General features: G+C 64.4%; 16 protein-coding genes. 10 read left to right on the forward strand and 6 right to left on the reverse strand.

Going from position 1 to position 15,207, the window contains the following annotated elements; translation table 11 throughout:
* Nucleotides 1–26 precede the first annotated feature (26 nt).
* Nucleotides 27–1,343 carry a tetratricopeptide repeat protein gene (locus KVX96_RS11700; protein WP_261194638.1) on the reverse strand — a complete coding sequence of 439 codons (1,317 nt, stop codon included), beginning with the start codon at nt 1,341–1,343 and terminating at the stop codon, nt 27–29.
* A 168-nt stretch (nt 1,344–1,511) separates the two neighbouring features.
* Between KVX96_RS11700 and xth the strand changes: the two genes are divergently transcribed.
* Nucleotides 1,512–2,291 carry an exodeoxyribonuclease III gene (gene xth / locus KVX96_RS11705; RefSeq protein ID WP_261194640.1) on the forward strand — a complete coding sequence of 260 codons (780 nt, stop codon included), beginning with the start codon at nt 1,512–1,514 and terminating at the stop codon, nt 2,289–2,291.
* A gap of 77 nt (nt 2,292–2,368) precedes the next feature.
* Here the strand turns inward: xth and KVX96_RS11710 are convergent, their stop codons facing one another.
* Both KVX96_RS11710 and dksA read right to left on the reverse strand, forming a co-directional pair.
* Nucleotides 2,369–3,553 carry an FAD-dependent oxidoreductase gene (locus KVX96_RS11710; protein WP_261194642.1) on the reverse strand — a complete coding sequence of 395 codons (1,185 nt, stop codon included), beginning with the start codon at nt 3,551–3,553 and terminating at the stop codon, nt 2,369–2,371.
* Nucleotides 3,554–3,643: 90 nt separating this feature from the next.
* Entirely contained in the window at nt 3,644–4,066 is a 423-nt protein-coding gene (gene dksA, locus KVX96_RS11715; protein WP_261194644.1) for an RNA polymerase-binding protein DksA, read from the reverse strand.
* Nucleotides 4,067–4,248: 182 nt separating this feature from the next.
* Between dksA and KVX96_RS11720 the strand changes: the two genes are divergently transcribed.
* The 8 genes from KVX96_RS11720 to KVX96_RS11755 all read left to right on the forward strand — a co-directional run bounded on the left by KVX96_RS11720 (nt 4,249) and on the right by KVX96_RS11755 (nt 10,636).
* Nucleotides 4,249–5,088, forward strand: coding sequence for an AAA family ATPase (locus KVX96_RS11720; RefSeq protein ID WP_261194645.1), 840 nt, complete (start codon nt 4,249–4,251; stop codon nt 5,086–5,088).
* Complete coding sequence (locus tag KVX96_RS11725) at nt 5,085–5,528, forward strand: GNAT family N-acetyltransferase (RefSeq protein ID WP_261194646.1); 444 nt, start codon at nt 5,085–5,087, stop codon at nt 5,526–5,528. Before KVX96_RS11720 ends, KVX96_RS11725 begins: the two co-directional genes overlap by 4 nt.
* Nucleotides 5,529–5,543: 15 nt before the next feature.
* A complete protein-coding gene (locus KVX96_RS11730) occupies nt 5,544–6,938 on the forward strand; it encodes a DUF2927 domain-containing protein (protein ID WP_261194647.1) in 1,395 nt (464 codons plus the stop codon).
* Nucleotides 6,935–7,099, forward strand: coding sequence for a hypothetical protein (locus KVX96_RS11735; protein ID WP_261194649.1), 165 nt, complete (start codon nt 6,935–6,937; stop codon nt 7,097–7,099). Before KVX96_RS11730 ends, KVX96_RS11735 begins: the two co-directional genes overlap by 4 nt.
* A 4-nt stretch (nt 7,100–7,103) precedes the next feature.
* Nucleotides 7,104–8,288: a vWA domain-containing protein gene (locus tag KVX96_RS11740; protein ID WP_261194650.1), complete on the forward strand. Its 1,185-nt coding sequence runs from the start codon at nt 7,104–7,106 to the stop codon at nt 8,286–8,288.
* Between the two features lie 475 nt (nt 8,289–8,763).
* On the forward strand, nt 8,764–9,324 hold the full coding sequence (locus KVX96_RS11745) for a hypothetical protein (RefSeq protein WP_261194651.1): 561 nt from the start codon (nt 8,764–8,766) through the stop codon (nt 9,322–9,324).
* Between the two features lie 163 nt (nt 9,325–9,487).
* Nucleotides 9,488–9,802, forward strand: coding sequence for a hypothetical protein (locus tag KVX96_RS11750; protein WP_261194652.1), 315 nt, complete (start codon nt 9,488–9,490; stop codon nt 9,800–9,802).
* Between the two features lie 150 nt (nt 9,803–9,952).
* Nucleotides 9,953–10,636, forward strand: coding sequence for a M48 family metalloprotease (locus tag KVX96_RS11755; protein WP_261194653.1), 684 nt, complete (start codon nt 9,953–9,955; stop codon nt 10,634–10,636).
* A gap of 128 nt (nt 10,637–10,764) precedes the next feature.
* Here KVX96_RS11755 and KVX96_RS11760 read toward each other — a convergent pair whose 3' ends face one another.
* From KVX96_RS11760 to KVX96_RS11770, 3 genes are read right to left on the reverse strand one after another with little or no spacing between them, the layout of a single operon-like run.
* Nucleotides 10,765–11,307 carry an RSP_2648 family PIN domain-containing protein gene (locus tag KVX96_RS11760; RefSeq protein ID WP_261194654.1) on the reverse strand — a complete coding sequence of 181 codons (543 nt, stop codon included), beginning with the start codon at nt 11,305–11,307 and terminating at the stop codon, nt 10,765–10,767.
* Nucleotides 11,304–12,503: an RSP_2647 family RNA methyltransferase gene (locus KVX96_RS11765; RefSeq protein WP_261194655.1), complete on the reverse strand. Its 1,200-nt coding sequence runs from the start codon at nt 12,501–12,503 to the stop codon at nt 11,304–11,306. Before KVX96_RS11765 ends, KVX96_RS11760 begins: the two co-directional genes overlap by 4 nt.
* A gap of 48 nt (nt 12,504–12,551) precedes the next feature.
* Nucleotides 12,552–13,154, reverse strand: coding sequence for a DUF6778 family protein (locus KVX96_RS11770; RefSeq protein WP_261194656.1), 603 nt, complete (start codon nt 13,152–13,154; stop codon nt 12,552–12,554).
* A 245-nt stretch (nt 13,155–13,399) separates the two neighbouring features.
* On the opposite strand from KVX96_RS11770, the gene edd reads away from it, so the two are divergent.
* Complete coding sequence (gene edd / locus KVX96_RS11775; RefSeq protein WP_261194658.1) at nt 13,400–15,205, forward strand: phosphogluconate dehydratase; 1,806 nt, start codon at nt 13,400–13,402, stop codon at nt 15,203–15,205.
* The last annotated feature ends 2 nt before the right edge of the window (nt 15,206–15,207 follow it).

The following is a 15,207-nucleotide window of genomic DNA, read 5'->3' on the forward strand; positions in this document are numbered from 1 at the left end:
CCACATTGCGGCGCCGGGCAAAGGCCTTAGTCCTCAACACCCATTTCCTTGAGCAGGCGCTGCGCGACCTCATCACCCTGCGCGGCCGACATGCGGTAGTAGCGCACGGCGGTGTCGGGATCGCCATCTTCATGAGCGATACGCCCGTATTTGCGCTGCGCGCCCGCGTGGCCCAGATCCGCCGCTTCCAGCCAGATCTGCTTGGCGCTGTCGCGATCCGGCGAGATCCCTTTGCCGTTGTAGAGCATCAGCCCGAAGTTGTGCATCGCCTCCACGTCGCCCTTGTCAGCGGCGATGGCATAGAGCGTCAGGGCTTTGTCGTAGTCATAGGCATATGCCCCTTCGCCGTTCTCATACATCACGGCAAGATGGCGCGCCGCGGACGGCAGCCCGGACGTCGTGGCCTCGATCAGGTAGTCCTCGGCCTTGCTGATGTCCTGCTCCACGATCACCCCGTCGCGATAGAGAAGCCCGAGCTTTTCCTTGCTGAAGACCTCCCAAAGGCTGGCCCCTTTTTCATAGAGCGCGAGGGCGCGGTCGGGATCCTTTTCCACGCCCCAGCCGTATTGGTAAAACTGGCCCATGTTGAAGAGGCCAAGCTGGAAGCTGCGCTCTGCGGCGGCCTCGTACCACGCCAGCGCGGTGGTAAGATCCTTTTCCACGCCATTGCCATAGCGATACATGCTGCCAAGCAGGTTCATCGCCATGCCATTGCCCATCAGAGCCGCCCGCTCCGCCTCATCCAGCGCACGATCCCAGTCTTCGGCCTTGTTCAGAGCGCGGGCATAGGCCGCAATCACATCGTCCTGCGGGCTATCACTGTCCAGCAAGGCCGTTGAACAGGCCCAGAGGGCAAGCACCGGATCCAGCTCGGACCAATAGACGCCGTCGATGTAAGGGGTTTGCCCGGGCGCACCAGCCAGGGAGATACAGTCGTACTCCGCATCATTGAAATCCAGCTCGGGGTGGCGGCTGTCGGGGTCCGGCTCTTTCAGTGGCGGCAGATCGGCCACTTGCAGGCGGCCCGCAGTGTCCAAGGCGCGCTGTGATGTGAAGCTTTCATTGCGCGCGCCACCGGGATCGGGCACCGGATCAGGCGAGGCCGCCTCATCGGCCGCGGCCATCTCTTCGCGCATCCCGGTCAGCTGATCGCGCGCCAGAGCGCCATAGATCGGGCAGGTGCCGAAAATTTCCACAAAGGCCAGCAGCGCCTCCTCGGAGCCCGAGCCCTTCACGTCTCCCCAGATCGCGCGGGCCTCTGTGCAATCGGCCTCCTGTGCCAGAGCGCCTGCGGGCAAAAGCGCCCCTGCCGCCAGAACGGCAGCCTGTTTCCACGTGATCAATTCCCAGCCCTCGCCTGCAACCTGTTGTGATTGCCCGCCAATCTGCGCACATCTTCTGCGCGAGGCAAGCGAAAATACCCCAAGCCGCCTTGCGCCCCCCCTTCGCCCGGTGATTGCGGGCCGCGCCCGAATGCGCGATAGAGGGGAAGCACGCCACAGGGGGGCCTCATGATCATCGCGACCTTCAACATCAACGGCATCAAGGCGCGGGTGAACGCGCTAACCGACTGGCTTAAGGAGCGCCAGCCCGATGTCGCCCTGCTGCAGGAAATCAAATCCGTCGATGAAGCCTTTCCGCGCGAGATCTTCGAAGATCTCGGCTATCAGGTCGAAACCCACGGCCAGAAAAGCTTCAACGGTGTCGCGATCCTGTCCAAACTTCCGCTGGAAGATGTCACCCGCGGCCTGCCTGGCGACGAGGAAGACGAACAGGCGCGCTGGATCGAGGCCACGGTGGTGGGCAAACAGGCGGTCCGCCTCTGCGGGCTCTACCTGCCCAACGGCAATCCCGTGCCGGGGCCGAAATACGATTACAAACTGGCCTGGATGGAACGCCTGAAACAGCGCGCCGAGGCGCTGCTGGCCGAAGAAACCCCCGCGCTGATGGCGGGCGATTACAACATTATCCCGCAAGCCGAAGACGCCAAGCGCCCCGAAGCCTGGGTGGAAGACGCGCTCTACCGCCCCGAAAGCCGTGCCGCCTACCGCCGCATCCTGAACCTCGGCTTCACCGAAGCCTTCCGCGCCCGCGTCCACGGGCCAGAGCACTACAGCTTCTGGGACTATCAGGCCGGCGCATGGAACCGCAACGACGGCATCCGGATCGACCATTTCCTGCTCACCCCGCAATGCGCGGACCTTTTGCAGGACTGCCAGATCGACAGCGAAATCCGCGGCCGCGAGAAACCCTCCGACCACGTCCCCGTCTGGATCGATCTCGCCGCCTAAGCGCGCGCCTTACTTTGTTCTGAAAATATCCCCGCCGGAGGCTTCACCGGCCGCGCCAGCGGCGGGTGAAATCCTGCTCAGGCAGCGCCCTTTGTCACGTCCAGCCCGTAGAGCCAGTCAAACTGCTTCACCGCCGCGCCGGGGGCGAGGTTTCCGGCCAGCCGCAGCGCGGTATGGGCGGCAAGGCGCAGGGGCGGGAAGCTCAGGTGATAGCGGTAGGCGTTTTTGTTGGCCGCCTCGATCACCCGTGGCACGCGCTTGAGGCGCTGCGACTGATAGGCCGCAAACCCCGATTCCGGGGTCTCTGCATTGGACAGGCTCTCCGCCAGAACCCAAGCGTCTTCAAGCGCCATGCAGGCCCCTTGGGCAAGGAAGGGCAGTGTCGGGTGGGCCGCATCGCCAAGGATGGCGGCGCTACCCCGATACCAATGCCGCGCCACCGGGTGGCGGAACAGCCCCCATTGGTGCACCGTCTCCACGCGGGAGAGCCAGCCCTTCACCTCGCCGTCGAAATCGGCGAAAGCGCGCAGCAGGTTTTCCGGGCTGTCTTCCTGCGTCCAGCTTTCGGCCGTCCAGTCACGCCGCTCCTGTACGGCCACGATGTTCATCAGCTGGCCTTCGCGCAGGGGATACATCACCACATGGCGGTGCGGCCCCATGAAAACCTTCACACGGCGCTCAGCAATGGCAGGGCTGGCCGGGATCGTGGCCCGCCAGGCCACCTGCCCGGTGAAAAACGGCTCTGCCGGCCCGTTCAGGACGGTGCGCAGCTTCGAATGCACCCCGTCCGCGCCCAGCAGGATCTGCGCCTTGTGGCAGCCGCCAAGCGCGGTGCGCACCTCGAAGCCCTCTTCGCCGTGATCTTCGATCGCCTCCACCTGTTGCAACAGGTTGATCCGCGCCCCGGCGGCGCGCGTGGCCTCGGCCAGAACCTCTACCAGATCGCTGCGGTGCACGAAGAAGTAATCCTGCCCCTCGGGCAGCGAAGAAAGATCCACCGTCATCACATGACGCCCGGCGCGGTAGTCGCGCAGTTCCACCGCCACGGCCCGCACCGCGCGCGCTTTCAGGGCTGCGCCCACGCCGAGCGCGTTGAGCACGGCAAAACCGTTCGGGCTCACCTGGATGCCCGCGCCCACTTCGCGGATCGCCTCGGCCTGCTCCAGCACCGTCACCTGCGCCCCGCGCAGCGACAGCGCAAGCGCAGCGGAGAGACCGGCAATGCCCGCGCCAAGAATTGTGATTTTCTGCCCGATCAGCATCGCGGGCTCCTTCCGGCGAAAAAAGTGCCGCCGGAACGGATCCGGCGGCAACGGGTCTTTGCGGTGATGGCTCCGGGTCGCCCCGCCCCATCAATCGTCGCGATGCACCTTCTCGCGCCGCTCGTGGCGCTCCTGCGCCTCCAGCGACAGCGTCGCGATCGGACGCGCGTCCAGCCGCTTCAGGGAAATCGGCTCGCCGGTTTCCTCGCAGTAGCCGTATTCGCCCTCGTCGATCCGGCGCAGGGCGCTGTCGATCTTGGCGACAAGCTTGCGCTGACGATCCCGGGTGCGCAGTTCAAGTGCGCGGTCGGTCTCTTCAGAGGCGCGGTCGGCGATGTCGGGAATGTTGCGGGTGCTGTCCTGCAGCCCCTCGATGGTGTCCCTGCTGTCTTCCAGCAGGTCGTGCTTCCAGTTGATCAGCTTACGGCGGAAATACTCAAGCTGCCGTTCGTTCATGAACGGCTCGTCTTCAGCCGGTTGATAGTCGTCTGGCAGGAAAACCTCGGCTTTCATACCTGCTCCCTCTTGCTCGCTGGTTGTCAGCTGTTGTGAGTCTGTCATCCAGCCCCCTTTCTCTGCGCTCCGTTTAGCGCCTCCCTTGGGGAATGTCTACACGCGCAGGCAGGCGTCTTGATGCCGCGCCGCGCTGTGTTAGTGTTTGCCACGACACTCACAGACAGGCCCATCGTATCGCTATGAAATTCAACGGAACCGACGCCTATGTCGCGACGGATGATCTGAAGATTGCCGTCAACGCCGCCGTGGCCCTTGAGCGCCCCCTTCTGGTCAAGGGCGAGCCCGGCACCGGCAAAACCGAACTGGCCCGCCAGGTCAGCGAGGCCCTGGGCCTGCCGATGCTGGAATGGCACATCAAATCCACCACCAAGGCGCAGCAGGGGCTCTATGAATACGATGCCGTCTCGCGCCTGCGCGACAGCCAGCTTGGCGATGCGCGCGTGCAGGACGTGGCCAATTATATCAAGAAGGGCAAGCTCTGGCAGGCGTTTGAGGCCGAGGGCCGCGTGGTGCTTCTGATCGACGAGATCGACAAGGCCGACATCGAGTTCCCCAACGATCTGCTGCAGGAACTCGATAAGATGGAGTTCCATGTCTACGAGACCGGCGAGACGGTGCGCGCGCGCCAGCGCCCGATCGTGATCATCACTTCCAACAACGAGAAAGAACTGCCCGACGCCTTCCTGCGCCGCTGTTTCTTCCACTACATCCGCTTCCCCGACATGGAGACGATGCGCCAGATTGTCGAAGTCCATCATCCGGGCATAAAAGAACAGCTTCTCACCACAGCATTGACGCAATTCTACGAAATACGGGACACAGGCGGGCTCAAGAAGAAGCCGTCAACGAGTGAAGTTTTGGATTGGTTGAAATTGCTGCTTGCCGAGGATCTCTCCGCAGAGGACCTGAAGCGTGACGGTGCGAACGCCCTGCCCCGGCTGCATGGCGCGCTGCTGAAGAACGAACAGGATGTGCACCTCTTCGAACGCCTTGCCTTCATGGCGCGGGGTCAGCGGTGAGCCTTGTCATCCGGCCCCTTTCCGCCACGGACGAACCGGAATGGCGGCGGTTGTGGAAAGCCTATCTGGCCTTCTACGAAACCGAGTTGGCAGATGAGATTTACCAAACCTATTTCACCCGCCTGCTCGGCGATGATCCGCAGGACTATAGCGGACTGATCGCCGAGGTGGACGGCCAAGCCGTGGGCCTTGTCCATTACCTCTTCCACCGCCATGGCTGGAAGATCGAGAACACCTGCTATCTGCAGGATCTCTACGCCGACCCTGCCGTGCGCGGGCAAGGCGTGGGGCGGGCGCTGATCGAGGCCGTCTATCAAGAGGCAGACGCGGCCGGCGCGCCTTCTGTGTATTGGCTCACGCAGGAGTTTAACGGCACCGCACGCAAACTTTATGACCGCGTGGGCGTGCTGACACCGTTTATCAAGTATAACCGTCACTAGTGCGAAGTGGTTTTTATGATGCGTTCCCTGTTCCTACCCATTCTTGTGCCCCTCACGTTCACGCTGGCCGCCTGCGGCGGCGGGACCTCCACCGATGTGGCCACGCGCGCCACGGCGATCGACACGAAACTCCCGCCGATGAATGTGTTTGCGGCGGAGCGCGCCGCGCCGCCCACGCGGGCCAACAGCGAAATGGTGCGCGATTTCCTCGATCTCAGCTTCAAGATGGAGAGCGGCAAGACGCTGGCCACGCTCACCCGTTTTGAAGAGCCGATCACCGTGCGCGTCGCCGGTGCTGCACCTGCCTCGCTCAACACCGATCTGGCCCGCCTGATTGACCGTCTGCGCAACGAGGCCGGGATCGACATTTCCCGCGCCAGCGGCAGCGCGCCCGCCAATCTCAACATCGAGGCCGTCCCCAGCCGCGAGATGCGCCGCCTTGCCCCCAGTGCCGCCTGTTTCGTCGTGCCGCGCATCACCAGCTGGGCCGACTACAAGCGCAACCGCAAGACAAGCCTCGTGGACTGGACAACGCTGGACCGCCGCGAAACCATGGCGATCTTCGTGAAATCCGATGAAAGCCCGCAGGAAATCCGCGACTGCCTCCATGAGGAAGTCGCGCAGGCGCTTGGCCCGGTGAACGATCTCTTCCGCCTGCCCGACAGCGTCTTCAATGACGACAACATGCAAAACGTGCTCACCGGCTTCGATATGCTGATGCTGCGCGCCTATTACGATCCTGCTTTGAAAAACGGCATGAGCCGCAATCAGGTGGCCGAGATCCTGCCGGGCCTGCTTGCGCGGCTGAACCCGCGCGGCGAGGGGCGCAGCCCGAATTACCTGCCCTCCACCACGCCCGCCTGGGTGTCGGCGGTGCAGGAAGCGCTCGGCCCCCGTGGCTCTCTGGGCAACCGCCGCGCCGCCGCGCAGCGCGCCGTTTCCATCGCACAGGCCGAAGGCTGGACAGATCACCGCCGCGGCTTCAGCCATTATATCGTGGGGCGGCTTTCGGTGTCTTCGCAGGCCGAGGCGGCGCTGGCGGCCTTCCTGAAGGCCGATGCCTTCTACGCGAAGTCCCCGCTCACCGATGTGCACCGCGCCCATGTGGGCGTGCAGCTCACAGCCTATGCGCTCTCGGCCGGTCAGGCGACAAGCGCGCTGGAGCTGGCCAACCGCCACATGCCGCCCCTGGCCCGCAGCCAGAACGCGGCCCTGATGGCCAACCTGATGATGATGAAATCCGAAGCGCTCGAGCTTCTGGATCGCCCAGCAGAGGCCCGCAACGTCCGCCTCGACAGTCTGGGATGGGCGCGCTATGGCTTCGCCGATGCCAACGAAGTGCGCCGGCGTCAGGCCGAAATCGCGGCCCTCGCCCCGCGGCGCACCGCAGCCGGAAGTGGAAACGGATGATCGTGATTGCAGGCTTTGTGCTCGGCGGCGTGCTGGGCGCGCTCCGGGCGAAGAAACGCGGCGGCAACGGCAAGGACATTGCCCAATGGGCCATCGTCCACGCGATCCTCTTCGCGCTGATCGGCCTCTTCGCCACGCTTTTCATCCACCGCTCGCTCTAAGCGGATGTTCCTGCCCTTCTTCGACACCCTTCGCAAAAACGGCGTGCCTGTCTCGCTGCGCGAATATCTCGGGTTTCTGGAAGGGGTGAAGGCCGGGCTCGTCACCTACGACGTGGACGCCTTCTATTACCTCGCCCGCACCGTGATGGTGAAGGACGAGCGCAACCTCGACAAATTCGACCGCGCCTTCGCGGAAAGCTTCTCAGGCATCGAGGATCTGAAGATCGAGCAGGTGCTGGAGGCGGTGGACATCCCCGCCGAGTGGCTGGAGAAACTCGCCGAGAAGTATCTTTCCGACGAGGAAAAGGCCGAGATCGAGGCCCTTGGCGGCTTTGAGAAGCTGATGGAGACGCTGCAGGAGCGCCTGAAAGAACAGCAGGGGCGCCATCAGGGCGGCAACAAGTGGATCGGCACCGCCGGCACCTCCCCCTTTGGCGCCTACGGCTACAACCCGGAAGGCGTGCGCATCGGCCAGAAGGAAAGTCGCCACCAGCGCGCCGTGAAGGTCTGGGACAAGCGCGAGTTCAAGAACCTCGACGGCGACGTGGAGCTGGGCACCCGCAACATCAAGGTCGCGCTCAAGCGCCTGCGCCGCTGGGCGCGCGACGGGGCCCATGAGGAGCTGGATCTGGACGGCACCATCCGCGCCACCGCCGAACACGGCTATCTCCATGTCCAGACACGGCCAGAACGCCGCAACGCGGTGAAGGTTCTGCTGTTCCTCGACATCGGCGGTTCGATGGATCCGCATATCCGCGTGGTGGAGGAGCTTTTCTCGGCGGCGAAGAGCGAGTTCAAGCATTTCGAGCATTTCTACTTCCACAACTGCCTCTATGAGGGCGTCTGGAAGGACAACCGCCGCCGCTGGCAGGAGCAGACCCCGACATGGGACGTGCTGCGCACCTACGGGCCGGACTATAAATGCATCTTCGTGGGCGACGCCTCGATGAGCCCCTACGAGATCGCCTATCCCGGCGGTGCGAACGAGCATTGGAACGCCGAGGCCGGGCAGGTCTGGCTGCAGCGGGCACGCGAGCAATGGCCGCATAACCTCTGGATCAACCCGCTGCCCGAAAAATACTGGGATTACACCCATTCGGTGCAGATGATCCGCGAGATTTTCGAGGATCAGATGGTCCCGATGACGCTGGACGGCATCGAACGGGGCATGAAAGCGCTCTCCCGCTAGGGGATTTTCCGCCCTTCACCGGGCGGGAAGCCGGTTTTTGCCACCTGCCAAGCTGGCCCGAGCGAAAAAAGCACAAAAACTTTGCGCATTTCTGCCCAGCCTCTGCACTTTCCTGCACAGGCCGATTGCCCTTCTCCCTCAAGCCTTTGGCCCGGATTGTCGCAGCTTCTCACACGTCTGTGAGCGCGCGCGACTGAACTGAACGGTTTAGTGGGGTATTTTCAGGTGTTTTCGCCCCCACACGCCCTTTCCGCACCGATTTCGCGCAAGAGCCTCCGTCTGTGAAAAAATGCACAGAGCTTGCGCAGGCGGCTTTGCTCACATTTGGGCGACAGAGCGTGAAGCTCGCCCCCCTTTTCACTGCCGCTTGCCAGCCATATCTCAGCCTCATCGCAACGACGGGCCCCAAGCCCAACCAGACTTCAAACCCCAATCGACGGCCACCCTCCCCAATGTGGCCAAAGGAGAAAACAAGATGTTCAAGAAAATCGCCCTCACCGCTGTCGCCGCTGCCATCGCCGTCCCGGCTTTCGCAGGCAACCCGCAAAGCGCCGGTGCCATCCAGATGTCGCTGGAAGCCGGCGTCACCCCCGGCATCTATGATGTCGCCCAGCTGCAGCGCCTGCAGGAAGCCCGCGCCAACTCCGACAAGGAAACCGTGGCCTTCATCCTGAGCCAAGGGGCCGACTACGGCGTCAACACGCTGGACGGTTCTTCCGTGACCGGTGGCAAGCAGCAGCTCGCCAATGAGGCCGGTGTGAACGCCGCCGACTTCACCATCGCCCAACTGGAGCGCCTGATCCAGGCACAGCGCGACGAGGATGACGAAGAGATCAACTTCGTCCTGAGCCAGGCCGGCACCTTCACCGACAACGGTGTCGTATCCACCTCCTCCGTGCCGACCGCCGGTGACCGTATGCTCGCCGCAATCAACGGTGTGGATGCTTCGAACCTGTCGCGCCATGACCTGATCCTGCTGGATCAAGCCATCTCCGACAACGATCAGGAACGCATCCGCTGGATCCTGAACAAGTAAGCGCGACAGCCCTGATCGCGCCCGGCCCTTCTCCCAAGGGGCCACAGGGCGCGGCGGTGGCCCTCCCCCCGGCCCCGCCGCGCCTGAAAGTCTTTTGAAACAGATCCCCGGATCCCTGCCGCTGCCCCCATAGCGCCGGATCCCCATCAAGGAGGCCAAGACAATGCTGAAGCCCGCCCTTCTGACAACCCTTGCCCTTGCCATCGCCGCCCCCGCGATGGCCACGGACGCCTTCTCTCCCGGCCACAACACTCTGGCCCGCATTGCCGGTGTTGACCCCGCAATGTTCACCACCGCCGATCTGCAGCGGCTGATCCAGGCACAGCGCGAAGGTGATCAGGCCAAGGTGAACCACATCCTCAACACGACATTTGCCCCCGGCGAGGTGATCTCGATCACCTATGTGCCGGGCTATGAGTTCGACACCTACGCCGAAGACGCGCCCGCCGTGGGCCGCGCCGCGACCGTCACCAACTGAGCAAACTCACTCACTCCCTGCCTGCGTCACACAGGCTCCCTCCCCACCTTGCGCCTTTGCCCCCCGGCAGAGGCGCTTTTTCTGTGCGCCCTCCCCTTCTGCCCCGCCTCGCCGCTTGCCGCCTTGCCGGAGCGGCCCCATATTCAGAGCATGCTCAAGTTCATGCCCATCCTGCTGGCGATCCTTTACGGGCTGGCGATCTACCATTTCTCCGCGATCCGCACCCGCAAGGAGTTGGACGCGAAATCCACGCGGCTGGCCGATCCGGCGCTGAAGGCGATCACCGATCGCTTTGCCACCGCGCTCGACGTGCCGCAGGTGCCGGTGCATGTCTATGAGATCGGCCCGGTGAACGGGCTCGCCGCGCCGGATGGGCGCATCTTCATCACCCGTGGCTTCTATGAGAAATACCGCGCAGGCCTTGTGAGCGCCGAGGAAATGGCCAGCGTGATCGCCCATGAGCTGGGCCATGTGGCGCTTGGCCATTCGCGCCGCCGTATGATCGATTTCTCAGGCCAAAACGCCCTGCGCACCGCCATGGCCATGGTTCTGTCGCGCTTCATTCCCGGCGTTGGCGTGTTGATTGCGAATTTCTTCACCACGCTTCTAGCCGCGCGGCTGTCCCGTTCGGATGAATACGAAGCCGACGCCTATGCCGCCGCGCTGCTGGTGAAATCCGGCATCGGCACCGCGCCGCAGAAGGCGCTTTTTGGCAAGCTCGAGGCCCTGACCGAAGCCAATGCGGGCGCCATGCCCGCGTGGTTCCTGAGCCATCCGAAAACCGTGGACCGCATCCGCGCGATCGAGAAGCTTGAGGAGAAATGGGCGGTCTGACAGGCCCTTTTTCTTGCCCAACAGGCACTGTTGGGCCGCGCCGACCCGCCCCCATGGGGCGGCGCGATTGCGCCACCCCGCGGGCCGGCGCTACCGTTTCAACATCATTTCAAGCTTTAGCAGGCGCCCTAGCCGTAAAGAGCCTTCGCCATGCGCGGCAGCCGGGCCTTCTTGTAGAGCTTGCGCGGATCCAGCGCCTCACCAGAGAGCCGCTCGGCCTCCGCATGGACCCGATCCGTCACCGCGCGCAGCAGTTCCGGCGTCGCCTCGGCAAGCCCGCGCAGGAAGGCATCCGGCCCCAAAGGCGCAAGCCCGTGGGCGGCCAGTTCCCGGCGCGGAAAATCCTTCAGGTTCAGGGTCAGGATGCCATCGGCCTGCCCGGTGATCCCGGTGGCCAGCACATGGCAATCCGCCGGATCGGGCAGGTAGAGCCGCGCTTCCAGATCCGCATCCGCCGCCACCAGCCCCAGCGGGAAGCGCGCGCGCCAGAGCGCGGCCTCGCCTTCGGCTTGCGCGCCCTCTAAGGGGCCTAGCCGCGCGGCGGCATGGGTCCATTCGCCAAGGATACGGTCGGAATAGAGCGGCGCGAAGATGCCCGCCTGCGCCACCCCGCTCACCGCTTCGCGCAGCACGGTGGGGTAAAGCACGCAGGCGTCGACGACGAGCTTCACGGCAACAGCCGGTAGAAGAGCGCCTTCAGGTAGCCGCTTTCGGCCAGTTGCGGCATCAGCGGATGGTCGGCCCCGGCGAACCCTGTGTGAATGAGCTGGCTGCTGCGCCCGGCCCGACCAATGCCGCGCGTGGAGGCGGTGCGGAATTTCGCCAGATCGGCTGCATGGGAGCAGGAGCAGAGCCCCAGGTAGCCCCCTTCCACCACCAGCGGCGCGGCCAGACGGGCGACGCGCTCATAGGCGCGTAGGCCCTTGTCCAGCGCCTGCCGGTTGGGGGCGAAGGCGGGCGGATCGCAGATCACCACGTCAAACTGCGCGCCTTCCTCTGCCAAGGCTTCGAGCACGGCAAAGGCATCGCCCCGGCGGGTATCAAACCGCGCGGCAGTGCCAGCGGCTTCTGCCCCTTGCGTGGCCAGATCCAGCGCGGCGGCGGAACTGTCCACCGCCATGGCGCTTTCGGCCCCGCCCGCAAGGGCTGCCAGCGAGAAGCCCCCGACATGGGAAAACACATCCAGCACGCGCTTTCCGGCCACCAGCCTCTGCGCGAACGCGTGGTTGGGGCGCTGATCGTAGAACAGGCCGGTTTTCTGCCCACCCATCAGATCGGCGATATAGGTGGCCCCGTTCATCGGCACCGGGATCGGTGCATCCACCGCGCCCGAAACGACCTCGGTCACCTCCTCCAGCCCCTCCAGCGTACGCGCCCGGCCGGTGCCGTTCTTCACGACCGTGGTGCAGCCGGTGACGTCCTGCGCGGCCGCCGCCAGCGCCTCGAACGCCACATCGGCCCAGGCGGCGTTGGGCTGGATCACCAGCGCATCGCCGAAACGGTCGATAATCACGCCGGGCAGCCCGTCGGCCTCGGCGTGGATGAGCCGGTAGAAGGGGGCGTCAAACAGCGTCTCACGGTGGGCGAGCGCCGCCGAGAGCTTGCGGGCAAACCACGCCTGATCGATCACCGCTTCCGGATCGCGGTCCAGCATCCGGCAGAAAATCTTGGAGAGCGGGTTCACGGCAACCGTGCCCAGATCCTGCCCCTCGCCATCCTGCAGCCGGGCAATCGCGCCGGGCGGGATCGCCTTGGTGCGGCGGTCCGTCACCACTTCATTGGCAAAGACCCAAGGCGCGCCGTGGCGGATCGGGCGGGGATCGGATTTCGGCTTGAGCCGGACAAGAAAAGAGGAGGCATGCGTCATGCACACCTCCTACTCATTTGTCTTGGCGCTGGAAAGGGCGATCAGCGATCAGGCAACCGGGCCCGACAGCTGGCGCTGAAGTTCGCGCGACAGGTGATCGGTGATGCGCACCTTCTGCGTTTGCCCGGCGCGTTCGGCCTCGATGGCGCGCTGGCCGCCGAAGCCGTCCAGATCGGCGGAGATCTGGCGCGGGGCCTCGATCACCTCGCCGGTGTTTGCATCGATCACCGTCATCACGAATTTGATCGAATGGGTGCCGCCGATCGTGTAGCGGGTTTTTTCCGTCAGCGAGTGGAAACGCGTCACGCGGACGTCCACCACCACATCACGGCCACCGGAAAAGGTGCTCGCGCCGCGCGTCATGCCCTCTTCGAAGATCGCCGCCACCTGCTGGTGACGATCGCCGTAGACATCGCCACGCCAGACGATATCGGCGCGTGGGTAGTAGCTGTTGGCCTCGGAGACCTCCAGATCGCGGGGCACGTTCACGCGCACGTCCACGATGTTGTAATCCCGGCGCACGGCCACGGCGGCGGAGTCGCCAGCGAGCCCCCCTTCGATCGGCGCATAGCGCGACACCACCTGCGGCGTGCTGCAGGCCGAAAGCGCGGCGATCAGGCCAAGGGCGGCGGTCAGTTTCAACTTGTTCATCTTGCTTCTCCTTTTTCGGAGTCCCACTCATTTCAGGGGTGAAGATGCTCCTGAATTGCGGCGAAAATGGGCAATTGATTCAACCTTTCCATGTTTTTTAGGGGTTTCAGAGGCGCGCGGCCGGGGAAAAAGCCCGCCTGCGCCGGGCGGAAGTGTCGCGGCGTCAGCCACCCAAATCAGATTGTTAGCGCTAACGGATTGTGCTAGGACAGCGCCAAATTCAGCCAGCCCAGCGAGGAGCAGACATGCCACTCGATTCGACGATCGCCAAGGTCACCGACCGTATCATCGCCCGCAGCGCCCCCTATCGCGGCCCCTATCTGGAGCGCATGCGCGCCGCCGCAGAGTCCGGGCCGCGCCGCGCCCATCTCTCCTGCTCCGGTCAGGCCCACGCCTATGCCGCCATGGGTGAAGCCAAGGGCGATCTGGCCGAGGGGCGCGCCGCCAACCTCGGCATCGTGACAGCCTATAACGACATGCTTTCGGCGCATCAGCCCTTTGAAACCTATCCCGCCCTGATCCGGGACGCCGCCCGCAAGATGGGCGGTACGGCGCAGGTTGCCGGTGGGGTTCCCGCCATGTGCGACGGCGTGACCCAAGGCGAGGCCGGGATGGAACTTTCCCTGTTCTCCCGGGATGTTATCGCGCTGTCTTCAGGCGTCGCCCTGAGCCACAACACCTTTGATGCCGCCGTCTTCCTTGGCGTTTGCGACAAGATCGTTCCGGGGCTGATCATGGCCGCCGCCACCTTCGGCTTCATTCCTTCTGTCTTCCTGCCAGCTGGGCCGATGGTCTCTGGCCTGCCCAATGACGAGAAGCAGAAAGTGCGCAAGCTTTTTGCCACCGGTGAAGTCGGCCGCGACAAGCTGATGGAGGCCGAGATGGCCTCCTACCACGGCCCCGGCACCTGCACCTTCTACGGCACCGCCAACACCAACCAGATGCTGATGGAGTTCATGGGGCTGCACCTGCCGGGTGCCTCCTTCGTGAACCCCAACACGCCCCTGCGCGAAGCCCTCACCATCGCCGGCGCGCAGCGCGCGATGGAGATCACCGCCCTTGGCAACGATTACCGCCCGGTCTCAGAGATCCTGGACGAACGCACCTTCGTGAACGGCATCGTCGGGCTGATGGCCACCGGCGGCTCCACCAACCTCGTGCTGCACCTCCCGGCCATGGCGCGCGCCGCCGGGGTCATCCTTGATCTGGAAGATTTCGACGATCTCTCGCAGGTCGTGCCCCTGATGGCGAAGGTCTATCCCAACGGTCTGGCCGACGTGAACCACTTCCACGCCGCCGGGGGCCTTGGCTACATGATCGGCGATCTGCTGGATCAGGGCCTGCTGCACCCCGACACCAGCACCGTCGCAGGCGACGGGCTGGCGCTCTACACCCGCGAGCCGAAGCTGGTGGGCGGCAAGGTCAGTTGGGACGAGGGCGCGGGCCACTCCCACAACGAGAAAATCCTGCGCTCCTGCAAGGATCCGTTCCAGCCCAACGGCGGGCTGAAGCACCTGAAGGGCAATCTGGGCGACGGGATCATGAAGATCTCCGCCGTCGCCGAGGACAAGCGCGTGATCGAGGCGAAAGCCCGCGTCTTCCACACGCAGGAGGCCGTGAAAGCCGCCTTCAAGGCGGGTGAGTTCACCGAGGACACCATCGTCGTCGTGCGCTTTCAGGGCCCGCAGGCCAACGGGATGCCCGAGCTGCACGGGCTCACGCCCTCGCTCATGGTGCTGCAGGATCGCGGCCTGAAGGTGGCGCTGGTGACGGATGGGCGCATGTCCGGCGCGTCTGGCAAGGTGCCTGCCGCCATCCACGTCTGCCCCGAGGCCGCCGCCGGTGGGCCGCTGGCCCGCGTGCAAGACGGCGATCTGATGCGCGTTGATGCAAATGCAGGCGTGATCGAGGTGCTGGAAGCGGATTTTGCCACCCGCACGCCGGTTCAGGCCGATCTGAGCGGAAATGCGTTTGGCATCGGGCGCGAAATGTTCGATGTATTCCGCAAAACCGTGGGCAGCGCCGATACCGGTGCCGCCGTCATCCTGTAACG

Source organism: Pseudoruegeria sp. SHC-113, assembly GCF_025376885.1.
GTDB lineage: Bacteria > Pseudomonadota > Alphaproteobacteria > Rhodobacterales > Rhodobacteraceae > Pseudoruegeria.